Genomic DNA, 16,571 nt, shown 5'->3' on the forward strand with positions numbered 1-16,571 from the left:
TCCATCGGCGGCACCGTCGATATCGGGGGCTACAGTCGGCTGCATGTCGCTTGATAGAAGAATGGATCTTCGTGGCTGGCCACGTCGAACTTCAGTTGATCGATCTTGTAGTCGCCGTTCAGCGACCGGTTGAACTTGCTTTCCAGGCGCAGCGTGCCTCCCAGGACCGACTCGCCGTCGATCAGGTAGGTCACCTCCACACCCTTTTCTGTGGCCTTGGGAATGCCCACCATGCCGCTGTTCATGTTCAGGATCTTGACGCGGCCGCGCACGGCCTTGTCGAAGTCCTGCACGATCAGTCGGGTGTCGTCTACAAAGGCCCGGACACCGCCGGCCTCGGCCAGGCGATTCACCTGCCCAAGCGCGCCGCCGGTATAGGTGTAGTTCCCGATGAACTTGTCCAAGGCCTGAAAGACCAGGGTTGCGCCGATATCGGTAGCCACAGCCGCAGCGATTGCGGACAGTTTCGAGGTCGCCTGAGCGCTCTTGGAGACGACAACCCCGTTCGAAGCGTTGCCTGTCTTGGACTTCAGAACGATGTCCACGTCCGGCGGGCTGCTCGGCTCCGCGCTGATAATGTCGCCCGTGTACACCTTGAACAGGCCGGTGGAGATCCGCCCCACCTCCACGACCAACCGCTTCGGCGTCCGGTTCTGGTTGAACGGGCTCGTCTCGGTCAGGAGGAAGTCGCGCGTCTCGCGGCGCAGGTTCGAGATGGTCACACTGCACTCGTTCTGCGTGGCGTTGGCGTACTTCGTGCCGCTGGCCTTGATCCGCATACCATCAGCGGCGCTGTAATAGTTCATCCGGCCGGATACTTCGATCCCGATCCGGATAGCGCGTAGGTCAATCATCGATGCCAACCTCCGCCGGCTCCAGATAGATCATTGACTGCGACCGCCCGAACTCCTCCCACCATGGCAGCTCTCCGTCCCTGGTCAGGATGGCGAAGTTGCCCCTATGGCTCAGATGGCGGTAGGGCAGGATTGGATACTCAGCAATGATCCGCTGCCCGAGAACCAGGTCGACCCCATCCCGCTTGACGTCCGCCAACATGGTTCCGATCGCAACCTTGATCGTCAGCTCCCACTGGATGCCGTTGATCGTGGCAGAGAACGTCTGGTTCGGCGCCGCCAGTAGGCTAATGTCTCTCACTTGAACACCCCGCTCAAAACGCTGCCCTTCCGCTCCGTGGATGCATCAGAATCCTGCGTGGTCTGCTGGCCGCGCTTCACCGTGCTGGACTGGCTCTTGTTCTCCACCTTCGCCGGCGGCAGCTGGCCAAACTCCGGCTTGACCTCGATCCATTCCTGCATCCGAATCGGGACATTGACGGCCATGCCAAGCTCGGGCGTCTCGTCATGCGGCATGTCCACGATCAGCATGCTCTCGTAGGACTTGACCTTCGTCTGGACGGTCAGCAGCTTGTTCCGATCGAACGCCTGCCGCAGGGACTCGAACTGATTTCGCGTGTCATCGACCAGCAGGAAGTCGATCTGGATCTCCGTCAATTCCCGCACGACGTGGTCCGAGCGCTCCGAGCCATCCTCGACCGCAAACTTGGTTGCCCGCTTTGCCTCCCTCACCGCGACGCGCATAGGATGGGCGGACGCAAACAGGGTTTCGAAGCTCTCGGTATCGAGGATCGCCACCAGTTGCTGCGTGGTTGTCGACAGGCTGTCAGATAGCTGCATTACCGTTTCACTCCACTGGCGGAATCGGCCTGCAGGTTCCTGAGCTCGTCCTTCAGCTCGCCGCCGATCGACTGGCTGATGCCCTGCGCATCGGTCGCCTGCGTCTGAACGGTGACTTGGCCCACCTGCACGTTGGTCTCGTGGTGCGTATTGCTGGAGTTCGAAATCGCGTTTGACGTAATCGAGTTCACGGGGTTGGCCGCGGCGGTATCCAACGAAGCCCGCGCCGCATTGACGCTTTCTGCCATCCTCCCCTCGGCATGGATGGGGTTCGCTTCGACCTGGCGCATCGGCTCCCGGCTCTCCGCGGCCGGCTGGGGCTGCGCAAACTCCGAACGCGGCGGTTCGGCTTTCGGTCGGCCGCCGCGACGCCAGCGCGGATCGTTCTGAACGGCAGGGAGGTCTTCCACTTCCGCGCTTTCTGCCGCGCGCTTGTTTTCGGCGGCAGTCGCCTCAGCATCGGCTACGCGTTTAGATACGGTGGTGGCGGTAATCTGGATGTCGTCGTCACCGCTTCCAAAGCCCAGCCACTTGCCGATTCGCTTGATCACCGACGAAACGCTTTCGAACACGCTTCCCACGTATTCCCACGCACTCCGCACGACCTTGACGATTCCATCGAAGATGTCGCGAATGCTGGCTCCCATAGAGGAGAACGCACCCACCACCTTGTCCGGGAAACCCTTGATCACTTCCCAGGATGTCGCGATAGCTTCGACAACCCACTGGAACGCCGTCTGCACCGCCTCGGCCATCGCCTTGACCGTTTCGCCGACGATTGGGTACTTCTCCGAAATCTGTCCGATGAGTGAATCATTCCCGTCCAGGAAGTTCATCACGTCGTCGTACAGCAGCGCGAAGAGCGCGACGACAGCGGCAATCGGCGCAGCCACCGCCAGGAACGGGGCGATCAGCGCCCACACCGCCGCGGTAGCCGAGATCACCGCCGGCAGGAACATAGTGGTCAGGATGGTCGTCAGCCCGATGAAGAACCCTTTGACGAAGGTGTCGTGCCTGTTCATCCAGGTCACAACGGAGTCCAGCATTTGGATGAAACGCGTGATGGCTGGCAGGATCCAGTCCACGATGCCGCTCGTCGCAACGCCGGCGCTCTGCTTCAGCTTGGCCAAGGCTTCCGAGTAAACGCGGACTCGCTCGGCGGACTCCTTGGTGACGACGCCCTGCTCTTTCTGCACGCGCAGCATGCGCTCGACTTCCTGGCGCCCCTTGAGCAGCAGCTCGACCGATCGGTTGTCGGTGATGCCCAGCTCTTTGATGCGGAAGACGGCCTGCTCGCGGCCCATCCCTTCGACGGCGCCGGCGAGTTCGATCATGCCCTGCACGGCATTCTTGGCCTGGCCGTTCACGTCCTTGAGGCTGATTCCCAGCGCCTTGAACGTCTTGGCGCGACCGGACTCCACGTCCTGCAGCGCCTCGCCGATGGATTCCGCCATGTCCGTCAGGGAGTCACGCGCGCCCTGTGCATCGCCGCCCATCCGCTCGATTGCCTTGCCGAACGCGTCCACGTCTTCGATCGCCACGCCCAGCGCGTCGCTGGTGTTGCGAATCTGCTCGACCGTCTGGACGTGGTTGTTGAACGTCTCCAGGGCCTTGGAGGCGGCGACCGTGGCCAGGATGGCGGCGCCGATCCGGGTGAAGACACCCTTGATCTTCTCCTCCATCAGCCCGGCGCGCCCCTCGGCGGTCAGCATCGACTTCCCGAACTCGTCGGTCTTCTTCTCCGACTTGTCGATCTCCTTGTTCAGCTTGGAGTTGTCGGCGTCGATGATGTACGTCAGAGCGTCCAGCAAGGCCATGTCACTTCCTCTTTTCCGCTTCCATCGCGCGGATTTCGTTGACCTTGTTGGTCGTGGCGATTTCCCAGAGGTCCATCGCCTCTTCCAGGTCTATTTCTGTTTTGAGCTCGACGAGTCGGGCGAGGCCTGAGCTGACAATTGATCCAATAAAGGGGTCAGCATTGGCATAATCGAGTGGAGACACTTTTCCAGCAGGCAATCGAGGAAACCGCGCTGCCCGCCGAGTCCGAAAAAACCGGTGTTCTCCTCGATCATCTCGATCTCCAGCTTCATGAGCTGGATGCCGTCGTCGACGTGGTTGTCGATCAGGGCCGCCGTGTTCAGCCGCTGCTCGCGGCCGTCCAGGTCCACCGCCACATAGGCCATCAGCTTTTTCATGACCTCTTCGGAGGTCTGATAGTCGCCCAGCTTGGGGATGTTCGACAGTGGGTACTTGGCGATGACCTCCCGCGCCACCGTTGCCGGCAGGCGGGAAATCGTGAACGCCTTCTCCACGCCGTCACGGTTCTTGACCATGACGACGCGGGGTTTGATCAGGTCTGCCATGGCGGGCCCTTACGCGCGAGTGCGGGAGAGGTTCTGGAAGGCGAAGGTGTAGGACTTCGACTTGATGCGGCCGGCGGACGCCGGCGAGTTGCCAGGCATGCCATTGGTCATCTTGCCTTCGCTGAGCGTCAGGCTGGCGCCGTCGGGATAGGTGGCCACCAGGGTGATCTCGTCGCGCGCGTGCCGCTTGTTCTTGGCCGCACGGTTCGCTTCGAAGATCACGGCAAGGTTGTTGTCCTCTTCGCTGCCAGGGATGACGTTGAGCGTGATGGTGATCGGCGTCGGCGCGCTGAACACCACCAGATCGCCGTTCACGTTCATGGCCGGCGTGGCGATGTCGATCGCCGGGATGTCGAACGGATCCGCGTCATCCGCGAACGCGGTGATGGTGAACCCCGACGGGAAGGACTCGCTGGCCACGCAGCGCACGGCTACGCCGATCGCGGAAGTATCGTACATGTCTGATCCTCAAAAGAAAGACGACCCGCAGGCCGCCCGAAATGTTGTCTTGCCCGGTCAGACCAGGTTGTGCGATCCGTCGACCTTGCGGACCATGTCACCCTTCGAATAGACCAGCGTGTACTTGGCCGTGAACTCGGTCACGCCAGACTCGCCCGTCTCCTGCTCGATGCTGACGTCGTACCAGTAGCCGTTGTCCTGCACGTCGTGCCAGGCCAGCGGGTCGTTGGTCAGCTGAGTCACCGCGACCTTCTGCAGCTCCGTCAGCGTCTTGCCGATGAGGATCGTGCCGTTGTTCAGAGCCTTGTTGACGCCGCCCTGGATGATCGCCATGACCATGCCGCGACCGTCGTTGTTGGCCGGGATCTTGTTCGTGGTGAGTAGCAGGCTCATCAGCTGGGCCGTCATGTACGCCTTGAGCCATTGCTCGTTGGCGTGCACCGACATGTCCAGGGGCGCAGTCGCGCCGCCCATCAGGTAGCCGCGCTGGAAGAACGAGATCTTCTGGCCGGCGCTGGCCGTCTGGCCGTAGTAGTTAACCCGGCGCGCGTCGTAGAAGTCGGCCATCTGGTCGTCGGTCACGTCGGACGTGAGCGTCACACCGGACTGACGGAACATGTAGTTGATCGTGGCATTGGTACGGTCGTAGTCCGTGGCCGCCATCACCGCCATCGGCAGAGCTTCCTTGTACTCGCCGGCCGTGCCGTTCAGGATCAGACCGTTGGAAGCGGTGCCGATCATGGCCGCGTTCCAGGTATCGGCCGTCACCGAGTCCACCGACCAGAACATCTGGTACTTCACGTTTTCGCCGGAGACGTACTCCGCGAGGGGGATCGCGTCTTCCAGATCTACCGCGACACCGAACGACGCCGAGCCGAACGAGTCCGTCACGTTCTCGGCCGCGCGGAAGGCCTCCAGAGGCGTCATGGCGGCGGATCCCGGGGAACTGATCGCCTGAGCGCCCTGCAGCGCCAGCATCGCGCCGATATCGCTGCCGGAGGCCGGCGACACCACGATTGCGCCCGGGCCCGTCGCGGCGGACTCCACCGTGAACGAACCAGCGATGGCGTCATAGGTGACGGTCGCGGCGGTGCCCGTCTGGGCGGTGGCCGCGGTGGCGATCGCAGCAGTCACAAGCTGGGCCACGTTGGTCAGGCTGGTTGCCGCCGACAGATTCACGCCGGTGAGCGCGTAGGAGAACTCGCCCACCTTGATGTTCATCGCGCCAGCCGTGACGGCTTGGAAGTCTGCCAGGCTCGCCGCGATCCGGTAGCCGTACACGCGGCCCGGGCGGCCGACGTCAGGATACGCAGCGAACTGAAGCTCGGGCGCCTGCGAGGCGGGCGCCGGGCTGACGTAGGAGAAATACTGGCGGGCGAACGCCGCCTCGGGCGAGTCCGAGCCGAAGTAGTCATCGGCGCCGCCCGGGCGCACAGATACGATCTGGCCGACAGGCACGCGCGGATCAGTGGTGAAGCGCCGGCCGGTCAGTTGTTGCTGGGCGACGGCATTGGCGCCGATCACCGCACTGATGATCCGGACGTAGCGAGTCATCTTGATGGACATGTCTTTTCCTCAAATGCGATGGATGCCCGGCGCAGCCTGTTGGATGTGTGCCGTGGCCTGGGTGATGTTGCGGTGGTGGGTGAAGATGACGGTGAAATTGGGGTTGAAGTCGAAGTTGTCGCGGTCGTTCACGAAAGCCGGCGTGACGATGTCAGTCGCGCGCTGCACGCCGATGCCGGCCGCCGTCATGGCCTGCGTGAATTTCATGGACTGCAGCAGCCCGCGCACCACCGACAGGACGTCGGAGGCAAGCAACTGCTCCGGCGCGTTCAGGTCATCCTCGACGAATGCCTGAAACTGGTACATCGACTCGTTGATCTGGGATTCCGTCGCCGTGAGCGCGGCGCCGTCATCGCGGTACTTGCGCGCCTGCCAGCCACGCTTGCCCCGGCCTACGGGGAAGAAATAGATGCCGTCGTCGACGCGGCCCTGCTTCGTGGGCTGGAACGCCGCGAGGACGGGCAGCGTTACCCCCTGCTCCGGCAGCAACGCCAGCAGCGCGCCGCGTACGGTGGCCTCGAGTTGCTTCTGCTTCATGCTGGCCCCACGTCAACGCACAAGATGCCCCGCCAGCCGTCCTGGACGTACCAGTCGGCACCGCCCACGACGTCATGCCGGCGTCCACCATAGATAAGCTGGTCCGGCGCCGCGCCGCGCTGCACGTTCTCCACCGGATGGGACGTGTACAGGTTGAAGTAGCGCTTGGCGGTATCCAGGCCCAAGTCGCGGATCGTCGATTCGCCCACCGGCTGCCAGGAACCCTGGATCGGCTGCGGCAGCTCGTACTCATTGACCCACTGCCCGCGCGCGTTCTCCGTGCGCCCCTTGAACTTGAGCCAGAACGGCGCCTGTTGCGCGACCACGCCGGCAGCCAGGCCCAACAGGTTGATTCCTGGAATCACGATTTATCCTCCACGACGTGGCTGACAGACTGGATCATCTGGCCGGTATCGACCAGGGGCTTCTTGGACACGCCCGGCGTCTTCTTCCTGGCCTGGCGGGCTTCAAGCGTCGTCTTCTTCAGCGGCGGCGTCGTCAGCAGCGAGATGGTCCGAGCGATGTCGCCAGCCGAACGCGCGCCCAACGCCTCGAAGGCGTGGCCGATTTCAACCTTGCCGTCGATGGCGCCGCGCACCGCCCCGGCGATCTGCCGGCCCCATTCCGCCTTCTTCTGTTCGGCGGTGGGGCGCATGAACGGCCGGGCCGGGATGTTCCCCTGTAGATAGCCGTATTCTTGGATAGCCGCCACGTACGCGACCGGCGTGCCGTCCGGATACTTGGCCTCCGGGAAGAACCCGACCCGGATCTGCTTGCCGCCGATATCCTTCAACGTCGCCTGCAGCTTCTCCGTGCCGCCTTTGCGCACCACCTTCATCGGAACCTTCCCCCACGGATGGACAGGCCGCCCACGTTGCGAAATGCCGCGCGCTCGGGCAGGCCGCCCACGTACACCCCGCCGGCCGCGCAGCTCTTGGACAGCGCCAGGAACTGCTGACCGTATGTGGTGAGGTTCAGCCAGTGAGACCATGAATCCGTCGCGGGCGGCGCCTGGAACGACACACTCACCTTGTCGATCGTGGCCGAAGCCAGCGCGCCGGGCGCGCCACCATTACCCGACTCCGCGTTCAGCCGCAGCTGCAGCAGGTGGGCCGTGATGAGCATCCACAGCTGCCCGTTGCACTGACAACCGCGCCCGCTGGTGTAGCACTGGGCCCATTCCGCCACGGCCAGCACCACGTCATCCGGCACGGCGTTGAACATGGGGATCAGGATTCGGAACTTCGCCAGCGGGAAGTCCATGTCAGGCCTCGGCGTCTTTGACCTTGGCGCCGCCGGCGTTGCGCTTCTTGGCCGTCTCAGGAGTGTCCTGGGCGGCCTTGTCCGCGGGCGCCAGGTTGCGCGCAGCGAAGGTTTCCGCGTCCTGCTTGTCGTGGCTGGCCGACACGAAGCCGTTCTTCGAATGCGCCTTGAACACGATGTTCTCCTGCAGCAGGTTGAACTCGTCTTCGGAGACGGCGGTAACCATGCCTCTGGGCGTCACCAGTTGCTTGTTGGCCACGTTGGCCTTGCCCGTGACCAGGACCGACGCGCCGTTCTTGAGCTGGTAGCGCTGGTCGTTGCTGAGCGTGCTGTAGATATAGATGCGAGACATTTCGACTCCAGAAATGACAAAGGCCGGGTTTCCCCGGCCCTCTGTTCAGTGCGCGACGATCAGGACGCGCTGATGGTCCGGCGCGCGAACGCCCAGGGGCGCAGCACGAAGATGCCCGCCGTGGCGTTGATGGCGTCTTCGATGTAGCCCTTGATGCGGTTCTCGCTGCCCAGGACCTGGTAGCGCACCGGCACGGCCTGGATCAGGCTGGCGCCGGTGATGTCCGACTCGTCCTGATCCGCGGCGTTCTCGACGAACAGGTAGGCCACGTCCAGGCCGCCGTTGGCGTCCTTGAACTCGGCCGTCGTCACCACGCGCAGGTTCGGGAAGTTCTCGCTCAGCCACTGGCGGAACGTCATGCCCGAGGCGGCGGGGCTGTACACGCTGAAGATCGAGCGGTAGCCGGTCGGCATGACCAGGACTAGACGGGCCGAATCCTTCAGCTCGCCGCCCATCTGGGTTTCGAGCTGGTTGTACATGCCCGTGAACTCCACGGTCAGCTGGTCAAAGTTCGCGGACAGCCACGGCGTACCCGCCGAGACGAAGGCCGGCAGGCTCGGGTCGTTCAGCAGGCCGTACACGTTCGTGTCGGGCTGGTTGAAGCCGTAGAAGCCCACCTGGTTGCGGCTGATGTCCAGCGACTCGGTGGCGGCGCGGCGTTTCTCGTCCGCCGCCTGGTAGCCGATGGCGGCTTGGCGGGCGTCTTCCAGCTTGCCCACCTGGAAGCCCTGCTCGAAGCGCACGATGCCGCGCGATTCGACGGATTGGCGGTAGTCAGCCAGCGGGATGTTGGTGGAGTCGCCGTACAGCTCGGCCTTGGCCGCGGGCTCAGCCACGCGCAGGTTGATCGACTCGTCTTCCCAGCGACCGACGGTCGTGATGCCGGCGATCTCGTCGATGTTGCGCACCTGGGTCACGACGCGCAGCGTGCCGGGCAGCCAAGTCTGGAGCATGTGCGAGAGCATCGCGCCGTTCGTGACGGCCGGGCCGGTCAGGGCCGAGTCCATCGCGCGCACGCCGACGCCCAGGTTCTCCAGGTCTTCGAAGCCGATCTTGGCATCGCTGCCCAGCTTGACGGCGCCGCGCGCGAGGGCTAGGCGGCCGCTCATGTGCATGTGCACCTTGGATTGAGTTTTTGCCATGATTTCTGGTTCCTTTCCGATCAGGCGCCGGCCGGGGTGGGCAGCACCACCAGACCATTGAGGGCGATCACCGCCAGACGCGGGGTCTCGGCGCTGGGTTCGTGGCGGGCGATGTGCGCGCCGGGGATGACGGTGCCGGTCTCGCCGGCCGAGATGATGCCGGTGGCCGGGTCGAAGGACACCGGGTCGCCGATGTTGCCGTCGTTGCCCAGCTGGACGTAGACCTCTCCCATGGTCAGGAACTCGCCGACCGTGGCATTGCGCGCGAACGTGACATCGATCGCATACGCCTTCGGGTTGATCAGGACGCCGGCGAAGGCGCCGTCGCCACCGGCCTGCACCTGCTCGAACGTGCCGCGGCCCGAAGGCTGACCGGCGACATACGTGAAGGCGCGACCGAAGACGTTGTTCGCCTCGGTGGCCGAGTCGATGATCGCCGAGGCGGCGCGGGTCGGGCCGTCATGGCTGATGTTGCCCGGGATGCCGGACAGCAGGTAGGTTCGTGCGGTGTTCGGGATCATTGCTTTTCGCCCCAGACTTTGGCGGCCGTGTCTTCGGCGCGCACGGTTTTGGAATCGCCGACGATCTTCTCGGCGTCGGATTTGGCGGCCTGCAGGTAGCCTTGCAGCACCGCGAGCTCGGCGCCGTCCTGCGCCTTCAGGCCCAGCTTCTTGACGGCGTACTTGGCGACGTGGTCGGCCGACACCAGCAGCGCGCTGTCAAAGGCGCCGATGAACGGCGTCACGCGCTTGACCAAGGCGTCGCGGTCGGCGATCTGCTTGATCACCGCGGCAGCGTCATTGGCCTTGATCTCGGTGCGCAGCGTGCCGATCATGCCCATGACCTGCGCGTCCGCGGCGCGCGCGGCGATCTTGTTCTTGGCGGCGCCAAGCTTGGCCATGGCGGCGTCCAGGGCCTTGCGGCTGTCGGCGGTCGGGGCGGCCTTCACTGCCTCGGCAGCAGCCTCGACTTCCTCCAGGGCAGCCGTGACCTCTTCGATCGCAGCCGTGGCCGACTCGACGGCGCTGGTTGCCTGCTCGGCAGCCGCGGCGGTCTCCTCCACGGCGTCCTTTTCTTCGGTCGTGACGGCGCCGGGGGCTGCCGGCGCTTCCGCGTCCGTGACAGCCTCCTTCTTGGGGTCGTTGTCCGAGACAGCGGCAGCTTGTTCCGCCAAGATTTTCTCGATCAACGCCCGCAATGCTTGTTCCATTTCGGGGGTGATTTCCATATTGATGAACTCCGCTGAGTCGTATGTGATGGTGAGGCAGTCCTGTACAGCCACGTCCGGCCCCGTCCTGCCCTCTTTCACGGATGCCAGATGATTGAATCGAATGTCGCGCTGAATGGCGTCGTACTGCATGCCATCGAACACGCCTTCCCTGAATTCGTATCGGCAGCGGTAGCTGGGCGATAGCTCCACCTTGCCGCGGTCGACCAAGTTCTTCATGAACTCGGAATAGAGCCGGAGGTTGTTGCGGATGTACGGGTAATCGAATCGCGCCGTCTCGCCCGTGGTCCCCTGCACGCCTTTCTTCTCGGCCGGCGTGCCGTCCACACCCAAGAACTCGTGCTCGTCGATCCACGGCACTAGGTTGGCCGAGGCGAGCGTCTCCGGCTTCTCCAGTTCTTCCCGAGGTCGATAAACCCGGTAGACCCGATCCGCATCAGGCGCGCCGATCTCGCTACCCAGATACGAGAACACACCCACCTTCGTGATCGGGTTGTCGCGCACCAGCAGGTAGCCATTGACGTCAGTTTGTCGCTTGCTCATCGAGGTACTCGGTAAAGTCGATGACCGGGCGCATGCGGCACCGGCAGTTGATCAGCTCGCCGGGGAAGCCGTGTTGCCCGGTCCGCTTGTCGATGATGGGCGGGTTGTCCATGCTGAACGTCTGCCCGTCGTACTGAACGTGGAGCGACCGCGGCTCTGCGCCGCCTCCGCTGTGAATCCACTCGAACTGCTTCACCCCAGCGGCCTTCATCCGCTCCTCGTTCATGGCGGACGTGATCTTGCGCGTCTGGTCGACCGCGATCAGCTTGGCGCGGTTCCGGGTGACCTGGTTCAGGTTTTTGATCTCGTCGAAGATCTGCCCGCTGCCCTGGCCGCCCGACTGGATCGACCGCATGACGATGCCCTGGATCCTGTCCTGGAACTGGACCGGGATGCTCTTGATCAGCCCGACGTTCTCCGCCGTGCTTGCGAGGACCTTGTCGTACAGGCCGGCCGGCATCTGGAACGTCTTGATGGTCAGGCCGCCCGACATGTCCCGCAGAGACGCGCCCAGGTTCTGCTTGGAAAACCGGTCCACCTGGCCGATCGTGCGGTTTGCAAGCGGGCCCGCCTTCTCGGCAAAGGCCTTGCTCCACTTGCGCCCCAGCTCGGCCAGGATGCGCCGCGCCTGGGTGGTCACGCTCTCGTCCTGCGTGATCTCCGGGTTGCCGCGATACAGCCGTCGCAGTGCCGCGTCGTACTCGGCTAGCATGCCGTCAATCAGAGACTCCATGCTGGCGCGGTAGCGGCCTTCAACGGCGACCGGGTAGGCCAGCGCCAAGCCCTTGAACTGGCTGGCCTGTTGCTGCTGCCCCCACGCCTGGCGCCGCTTCGTGACCATTTTCTTCGGCATCTACGAACTCGGCGGCTTCAAGGTTGTGGTAATCGCCCTCGCGGTCTTCGCGCAGGCGGTTGCGGATGTCCTCCGCATCGATCGCGCCCGTGTTGAACAGCGCGGCGTCGCGGTCTGCCTTGATCTTGTCGATCTCGGCCCATTCCTTGGCGGTCGGGCTGTCCACCGGCATCCACTGAATGGCGATGTCGGCCGGCAGCGCTATCCCTTCGGACTTCGCCAGCAGCCGGTAGTGCGTCTCCAGCAGCGGCGTCATGTCGTTGGACTGGATGCTCTCCAGGTCTTCCCGGTACACCGACTGCTCATAATCGCCCGTGGCGTTGAAGCCCTTGGGCTGCGTGCCCAGAAGCTTCGTGGCCGGCACGTTCGCCACTGACGCGGATAGTTGGTACTGGGTCATGATGACCGTGTCCACGTCGCCCAGCGCGGTGTCGAACTGCTGGATGGTCTCCTCGGCGCCACCGACGCGCACGCCGTAGTTGTCCCTGAAGGCGACCCATTCCGCCAGGTTGTTCTCCAGCGCCTCGCGATTGGTCAGGGCCGCATCGCCGACGTTCAGCGACGTCAGCCGCTTCGTCATGAGCAGCTGCGGGCCCTCGTTCGCGCTGCGCTCAGCTGCGTAGGCTCGCTCCATCATCCGCTGAGGCACGCTCACGCCCAGATAGCGATAGTGCGGCTTCAGGTAGTCCGGCACCGGATACGGCACGAAAATCCGGAGATGGGACTTGTGATAGACCCGGTCCTGGATCTTCCAGAATGTCGGCTCGTAGTAACTCTGGCTGGCCGGGTCGTTCAGGTTGTCCTCGGTCAGCACTGGCGTGACCCAGTTCGGATCGATCTGGGACATGCCGCGGTACGTGCCGGCCTGCACGCCGTCCAGATTGAACGGCGCCTTGTAATACTCCTCGGGGTTGGCCGCCTCGACGTCGAACAGCACGATCCGGCCGCCATACACGCGCCCGAAGTGAACCAGCTCGCGCAGATGGCGCTTGACCGCGTACTTCTTGTCGCCAGCCATCAGGCGGGCCGACGTCTTGTCCGAGCCGCACATCAGCAAGTAGCCATTGCGCACCGCGTCGCGCGCGGGCATGTTGCAGGCCTTGTCGATCAGCCAGTTCGTGGCCAGCATCGCGCACGCCTGGTAGCCGATGAAGATGCTGCCCGCCGCGTAGAAGCCGAGCTGCGCCTCGTTGACCGGCGTGAAGCTGGCGGTCTTGGGCGTCGGCCGCTCGCCGATGTAGCCGTTGTCCGACGCGACCGTGGGCGCGCCGGTGGGCTGCTCAAACGCGGGCATCTCGAAACGAGTCTGCACCTTGTCACCCAGGGGATGCGTGGAGAACAGGCCGCGCCGCTTGGATGCCGGCGCGGGCTCTTGGCTCCGGCCGAACAGGTTGCGAAAGAAATTCATCCGAAGAATCCGCGTTTCAGCGATAAAAGTTCGTTGAATGCGCGGGATGCGCCATCAACCTGATCGTCGTACTTGCCCAGCGGGAAGTACCTGCACTCTTCTTTGAACGCCTGGTTCCATCCGCCCCGCAGTAGGAGTACGTTCCCGGCGTTGATCTGCGACGCCAGGGGCGTAGCCCTGGTCACCTTATCGCCGCTCTCGGGGCTGAACTTGACGCTGTGGCCCGCCAGCAGTTTGGCGAAAGCCACAACTTGGCTCTTGCCGGCCTGCCCGGGGTCTTGCGGCAGCGACTGGACCACCCTGTTGGCACCGTCCGCATCTGCGGTGTTTTTGATGAGAGCGTCTCGCTCATTCGTCTCAAACTGTTCACGGCGAACGTCTGCAATCACGAAGCGACCATCGCTGAGCTTTCCAAGCTTCACGCCGGCCGTGTGATCCCCAGACGCCGAAGCACCCAGGTCCCACCCACGGACCCATGCGACCACGCTGGCCGGCACCGCATCCACAATGGGCATCATGTCCGGCTTGATGGTCCCACCAGATGGCGGCGTGGGCCGTTGTCTGTACTGCCCCGCAAACACGTACGGTGCTGCCTTCTCCATCCGCGCGAGGTCGTCCGCGCTGTGTTTCTCAGGCCACAGGGGCGTGCCGTCATCGTTCCAGACCGAGAGGCAGAGGTGATCCCAGACTTCGCCATTGCCGCCGGCCACCGGTGGGCCCGCACCATCCGGCCCACGATCGCCAAGCAGCCACCCGGCCAAATCTTCCTCATGCAAGCGCTGCATGATCACAATGATCGGCGTATCCGGGCTGTTCTTCCGGCTCTCCAGGGTGTTCTGGAACCAGTCGATGACGTTCTTCCTCATTACGTCGGAAGTCGCCTCATCGGCCTTGTGCGGGTCGTCGATGATGATCGCGCCGCCAAAGCCTTCGCGGTGCTTGCCGGCGCCAAAGCCGGTAATGGTCCCGCCCGCGCCTGTGGCGTACATGACGCCGCCTTGCTCCGTCTTCCAGTGATGCTGTGCATCGCTAGCCAGGGAGACCGCCGGGAACACTTCCCGGTATGCCTCGTGCTGGATGACGCCGCGCACGTTGGCGCTGTTGTTCACCGCGAGCGTGCTCGAGTAGCTGGCGTGGATGAACTCACAATCCGGCGATCGACCGAAGCACCAGGCGATGAAGTTCACCACCGCAAGCTCGGTCTTGGAGTAACGAGGCGGCACATTGATCATCAGCCGCTTCGTCTCTCCCCTGTAGACGCGCATCAGCGCATCACAGATCAGCTTGTGGTGCGCCGCCCTCTGCCACTGGTAGCCCTTGCGCTGCAGGAACATCCAGCGGCTGAAACTGAACAGGTCCTCACGAGACCAGCCAATCGCTGCCAGCCGTTCAGCAGGGCTAAAACTTGTCTTGGACACTTTGAACGGCCTTCCTCAGCTCTTCCGGGCTGACCGCCGCGGTAGCTATGGGGCCGCCGTCCGGGCCGGAGTGCTCCACCCGATCTTTGAACATTCCAAGGTGGCGGCCGATATCGACCAGCGCGCCCTTCTTGTCATGCAGCTTCACCTTCAGCCCTTCGCGCCCCTCCGAGATTTCAGAGATGGCCGCCGCGGTGTCGTCGTCGATGTCGTCGGCACTCACCAGCGCCAGGCCGTGATAGGCCTCCGTGACTTCGCCTTCGTCGTCGCCTGCGTCCGTAACGCGAAGCTCTGTCTTGCCCCAGCGCACGATCTTGCGGATGTCGCTGAAGCCGATCTTGGCCAGCTCGCGCAGGACCATGTCCTGGGTAATGTTGGTGCGCTTTGACCGAGCCGCCTGGGCTTCCTGAATCACCTGAGCGATTTCAAGTTTTTTCAAGTTCTGCTCGCCAATCTGGCCAGCAGTCTTCTGGCTGTACCCCGCCCTTATCGCCGCTTGCGTGGCGTTGAGGTCAACGAGGTACTCATCCACGAAGCGGCGCTGTTTGTCTGTCAGCGCCATTTTTACTATATTCCAGTTACATGTAATTACTGCGATATCAAGCGGCCCACCATGACCACCGACCATAAGATAAACGTTGAGATGCCAAGGCCCGTAAGGCTTGTATGGGTTCCGCTCCTGATCGCCGTTCTTCTGGTAGGCGCCTACGCTGCGTACTTTGGCATTTATAAGTCAGCGCCAATTGGACAACCCGAGAGCTGGGGCCAATTTGGAGACTTCCTCGGCGGACTTCTTAACCCTGTTGTCGGCGTAGTCACTATTATTCTCTTGGTCAGAACTCTCCGAGCGCAGGAGGAAGCCATCCGGGTTCAAACACATGAATTGAACCTCACACGGCAAGACATTGAACGCCAACTGGAAGAAACCCGGCAGTCAACCAAGGCGCTGGCTGATCAACACGAAGCCATCGTACTTCAAAGTTTCGAACAAACCTTTTTCGCGTGGCTAGAAAGCTATCGAGCGATGGTGAACAACCTGCAAGGCGGCAGTCCACCACGCAAAGGGGCCGCGCGGCTAGTTCAGCTTGCGGCCCCGTTTAGAGCCGATGCAGCGGTAAATATTCTTGATCACCAGACTCACAGCTTTCGAGAGGACTCAAGGCCGCTAACTACCTATGCTACGGCCATTAAAAGTTACCTCATGGACGGGTACGAACTATTGGTCGAACGGTTCGAGCGCGCCGCAAAGGGATATGAAACGGTGTACACCGCGCATCATTCGGATCTTGGGCCAATGTTCCGAACGCTGTACAGACTGCTCGACTGGGTCGATCAGTCGAAGATTTCTGACAAGCAGAAGTGGCATTACATCGCGATTGCGCGTTCACATCTGTCTTGGGGAGAAATGTATTTCCTCGCATTCAACGGACTGACGTGGCGAGGAAGAAACTTCGTTCCGCTGATGAACAAGTACGCGTTGCTCGATAATCTCGAAGATGACACTGACGATCTTGTTCGCGTAATGAGAGAGGCCTTCCTCACGCGTCCGCCTAAGAGCATTCTCGGAAACCGTAATCCTTGGAAATACACTCCCGAAGTATTCAATTCCGGCTTGGCAAAGGTGCGTCTTGGAATTATTGAAGCAAGGGATCTTTAAGAGACCGCCAGCCCAGCCTCGCGTTTGAACAAAATTGACCTAGATAGGAAGGTGTGATCCGAGATCTGATCCGGCAGGAAATTGTGGC

General features: G+C 62.8%; 20 protein-coding genes. 1 reads left to right on the forward strand and 19 read right to left on the reverse strand.

The genetic code is table 11. The features are described from left to right. Positions 1 to 29 precede the first annotated feature (29 nt). The 19 genes from MHZ91_RS02225 to MHZ91_RS02315 all read right to left on the reverse strand — a co-directional run bounded on the left by MHZ91_RS02225 (position 30) and on the right by MHZ91_RS02315 (position 15,388). Positions 30 to 854, reverse strand: coding sequence for a hypothetical protein (locus tag MHZ91_RS02225; RefSeq protein ID WP_239212205.1), 825 nt, complete (start codon positions 852 to 854; stop codon positions 30 to 32). Continuing rightward, complete coding sequence (locus MHZ91_RS02230; RefSeq protein WP_239212207.1) at positions 847 to 1,155, reverse strand: hypothetical protein; 309 nt, start codon at positions 1,153 to 1,155, stop codon at positions 847 to 849. The genes MHZ91_RS02225 and MHZ91_RS02230 overlap by 8 nt, the downstream gene beginning before the upstream one ends. Then, a complete protein-coding gene (locus MHZ91_RS02235; RefSeq protein ID WP_239212209.1) occupies positions 1,152 to 1,694 on the reverse strand; it encodes a phage baseplate protein in 543 nt (180 codons plus the stop codon). The genes MHZ91_RS02230 and MHZ91_RS02235 overlap by 4 nt, the downstream gene beginning before the upstream one ends. Continuing rightward, positions 1,694 to 3,511, reverse strand: a complete 1,818-nt coding sequence (locus MHZ91_RS02240) for a phage tail tape measure protein (RefSeq protein ID WP_239212211.1) — start codon at positions 3,509 to 3,511, stop codon at positions 1,694 to 1,696. Before MHZ91_RS02240 ends, MHZ91_RS02235 begins: the two co-directional genes overlap by 1 nt. Before the next feature lie 90 nt (positions 3,512 to 3,601). After that, on the reverse strand, positions 3,602 to 4,057 hold the full coding sequence (locus tag MHZ91_RS02245) for a hypothetical protein (RefSeq protein ID WP_239212213.1): 456 nt from the start codon (positions 4,055 to 4,057) through the stop codon (positions 3,602 to 3,604). Between the two features lie 9 nt (positions 4,058 to 4,066). Further along, positions 4,067 to 4,516 carry a hypothetical protein gene (locus tag MHZ91_RS02250; RefSeq protein ID WP_108696878.1) on the reverse strand — a complete coding sequence of 150 codons (450 nt, stop codon included), beginning with the start codon at positions 4,514 to 4,516 and terminating at the stop codon, positions 4,067 to 4,069. Positions 4,517 to 4,573: 57 nt separating this feature from the next. Beyond that, a complete protein-coding gene (locus MHZ91_RS02255) occupies positions 4,574 to 6,082 on the reverse strand; it encodes a DUF3383 domain-containing protein (RefSeq protein ID WP_239212216.1) in 1,509 nt (502 codons plus the stop codon). A 9-nt stretch (positions 6,083 to 6,091) separates the two neighbouring features. Then, positions 6,092 to 6,619, reverse strand: a complete 528-nt coding sequence (locus MHZ91_RS02260; protein ID WP_239212218.1) for a hypothetical protein — start codon at positions 6,617 to 6,619, stop codon at positions 6,092 to 6,094. Then, the gene (locus MHZ91_RS02265) at positions 6,616 to 6,984 is read right to left on the reverse strand and encodes a hypothetical protein (protein ID WP_239212220.1); all 369 of its coding nucleotides are present in this window, start codon (positions 6,982 to 6,984) and stop codon (positions 6,616 to 6,618) included. The genes MHZ91_RS02260 and MHZ91_RS02265 overlap by 4 nt, the downstream gene beginning before the upstream one ends. After that, positions 6,981 to 7,457, reverse strand: coding sequence for a hypothetical protein (locus MHZ91_RS02270; protein ID WP_239212223.1), 477 nt, complete (start codon positions 7,455 to 7,457; stop codon positions 6,981 to 6,983). Before MHZ91_RS02270 ends, MHZ91_RS02265 begins: the two co-directional genes overlap by 4 nt. Then, on the reverse strand, positions 7,454 to 7,882 hold the full coding sequence (locus MHZ91_RS02275) for a DUF4054 domain-containing protein (protein WP_239212226.1): 429 nt from the start codon (positions 7,880 to 7,882) through the stop codon (positions 7,454 to 7,456). The genes MHZ91_RS02270 and MHZ91_RS02275 overlap by 4 nt, the downstream gene beginning before the upstream one ends. Before the next feature lies 1 nt (position 7,883). Beyond that, positions 7,884 to 8,234, reverse strand: a complete 351-nt coding sequence (locus tag MHZ91_RS02280; protein WP_239212229.1) for a hypothetical protein — start codon at positions 8,232 to 8,234, stop codon at positions 7,884 to 7,886. A 59-nt stretch (positions 8,235 to 8,293) separates the two neighbouring features. Then, positions 8,294 to 9,376, reverse strand: coding sequence for a major capsid family protein (locus MHZ91_RS02285; protein ID WP_239212232.1), 1,083 nt, complete (start codon positions 9,374 to 9,376; stop codon positions 8,294 to 8,296). A 20-nt stretch (positions 9,377 to 9,396) separates the two neighbouring features. Next, the gene (locus MHZ91_RS02290; RefSeq protein WP_239212235.1) at positions 9,397 to 9,897 is read right to left on the reverse strand and encodes a hypothetical protein; all 501 of its coding nucleotides are present in this window, start codon (positions 9,895 to 9,897) and stop codon (positions 9,397 to 9,399) included. After that, entirely contained in the window at positions 9,894 to 11,147 is a 1,254-nt protein-coding gene (locus MHZ91_RS02295; protein WP_239212238.1) for a DUF2213 domain-containing protein, read from the reverse strand. The genes MHZ91_RS02290 and MHZ91_RS02295 overlap by 4 nt, the downstream gene beginning before the upstream one ends. Then, on the reverse strand, positions 11,128 to 12,000 hold the full coding sequence (locus MHZ91_RS02300; protein WP_239212241.1) for a minor capsid protein: 873 nt from the start codon (positions 11,998 to 12,000) through the stop codon (positions 11,128 to 11,130). The genes MHZ91_RS02295 and MHZ91_RS02300 overlap by 20 nt, the downstream gene beginning before the upstream one ends. Then, positions 11,900 to 13,408 (reverse strand): DUF1073 domain-containing protein, encoded by a 1,509-nt coding sequence (locus MHZ91_RS02305; protein ID WP_239212244.1) that lies wholly within the window; start codon positions 13,406 to 13,408, stop codon positions 11,900 to 11,902. The genes MHZ91_RS02300 and MHZ91_RS02305 overlap by 101 nt, the downstream gene beginning before the upstream one ends. After that, positions 13,405 to 14,826, reverse strand: coding sequence for a phage terminase large subunit (terL, locus tag MHZ91_RS02310; RefSeq protein ID WP_239212257.1), 1,422 nt, complete (start codon positions 14,824 to 14,826; stop codon positions 13,405 to 13,407). The genes MHZ91_RS02305 and terL overlap by 4 nt, the downstream gene beginning before the upstream one ends. Continuing rightward, complete coding sequence (locus tag MHZ91_RS02315; RefSeq protein ID WP_239212259.1) at positions 14,807 to 15,388, reverse strand: terminase small subunit; 582 nt, start codon at positions 15,386 to 15,388, stop codon at positions 14,807 to 14,809. Before MHZ91_RS02315 ends, terL begins: the two co-directional genes overlap by 20 nt. A gap of 51 nt (positions 15,389 to 15,439) precedes the next feature. Here MHZ91_RS02315 and MHZ91_RS02320 point away from each other — a divergent pair, with 51 nt between their 5' ends. Beyond that, on the forward strand, positions 15,440 to 16,483 hold the full coding sequence (locus MHZ91_RS02320; RefSeq protein WP_239212260.1) for a putative phage abortive infection protein: 1,044 nt from the start codon (positions 15,440 to 15,442) through the stop codon (positions 16,481 to 16,483). Positions 16,484 to 16,571 lie beyond the last annotated feature (88 nt).

The sequence above is a fragment of the Achromobacter sp. ACRQX genome (genome assembly GCF_022346505.1).
Lineage (GTDB): Bacteria > Pseudomonadota > Gammaproteobacteria > Burkholderiales > Burkholderiaceae_B > Achromobacter > Achromobacter animicus.

Coding starts and splice junctions, on each gene's coding strand:
- MHZ91_RS02225 (WP_239212205.1), bottom strand. CDS start 854: ATGATTGACCTACGCGCTATCCGGATCGGGATCGAAGTATCCGGCCGG.
- MHZ91_RS02235 (WP_239212209.1), bottom strand. CDS start 1,694: ATGCAGCTATCTGACAGCCTGTCGACAACCACGCAGCAACTGGTGGCG.
- MHZ91_RS02240 (WP_239212211.1), bottom strand. CDS start 3,511: ATGGCCTTGCTGGACGCTCTGACGTACATCATCGACGCCGACAACTCC.
- MHZ91_RS02245 (WP_239212213.1), bottom strand. CDS start 4,057: ATGGCAGACCTGATCAAACCCCGCGTCGTCATGGTCAAGAACCGTGAC.
- MHZ91_RS02250 (WP_108696878.1), bottom strand. CDS start 4,516: ATGTACGATACTTCCGCGATCGGCGTAGCCGTGCGCTGCGTGGCCAGC.
- MHZ91_RS02255 (WP_239212216.1), bottom strand. CDS start 6,082: ATGTCCATCAAGATGACTCGCTACGTCCGGATCATCAGTGCGGTGATC.
- MHZ91_RS02260 (WP_239212218.1), bottom strand. CDS start 6,619: ATGAAGCAGAAGCAACTCGAGGCCACCGTACGCGGCGCGCTGCTGGCG.
- MHZ91_RS02270 (WP_239212223.1), bottom strand. CDS start 7,457: ATGAAGGTGGTGCGCAAAGGCGGCACGGAGAAGCTGCAGGCGACGTTG.
- MHZ91_RS02275 (WP_239212226.1), bottom strand. CDS start 7,882: ATGGACTTCCCGCTGGCGAAGTTCCGAATCCTGATCCCCATGTTCAAC.
- MHZ91_RS02280 (WP_239212229.1), bottom strand. CDS start 8,234: ATGTCTCGCATCTATATCTACAGCACGCTCAGCAACGACCAGCGCTAC.
- MHZ91_RS02285 (WP_239212232.1), bottom strand. CDS start 9,376: ATGGCAAAAACTCAATCCAAGGTGCACATGCACATGAGCGGCCGCCTA.
- MHZ91_RS02290 (WP_239212235.1), bottom strand. CDS start 9,897: ATGATCCCGAACACCGCACGAACCTACCTGCTGTCCGGCATCCCGGGC.
- MHZ91_RS02295 (WP_239212238.1), bottom strand. CDS start 11,147: ATGAGCAAGCGACAAACTGACGTCAATGGCTACCTGCTGGTGCGCGAC.
- MHZ91_RS02300 (WP_239212241.1), bottom strand. CDS start 12,000: ATGCCGAAGAAAATGGTCACGAAGCGGCGCCAGGCGTGGGGGCAGCAG.
- MHZ91_RS02305 (WP_239212244.1), bottom strand. CDS start 13,408: ATGAATTTCTTTCGCAACCTGTTCGGCCGGAGCCAAGAGCCCGCGCCG.
- MHZ91_RS02315 (WP_239212259.1), bottom strand. CDS start 15,388: ATGGCGCTGACAGACAAACAGCGCCGCTTCGTGGATGAGTACCTCGTT.
- MHZ91_RS02320 (WP_239212260.1), top strand. CDS start 15,440: ATGACCACCGACCATAAGATAAACGTTGAGATGCCAAGGCCCGTAAGG.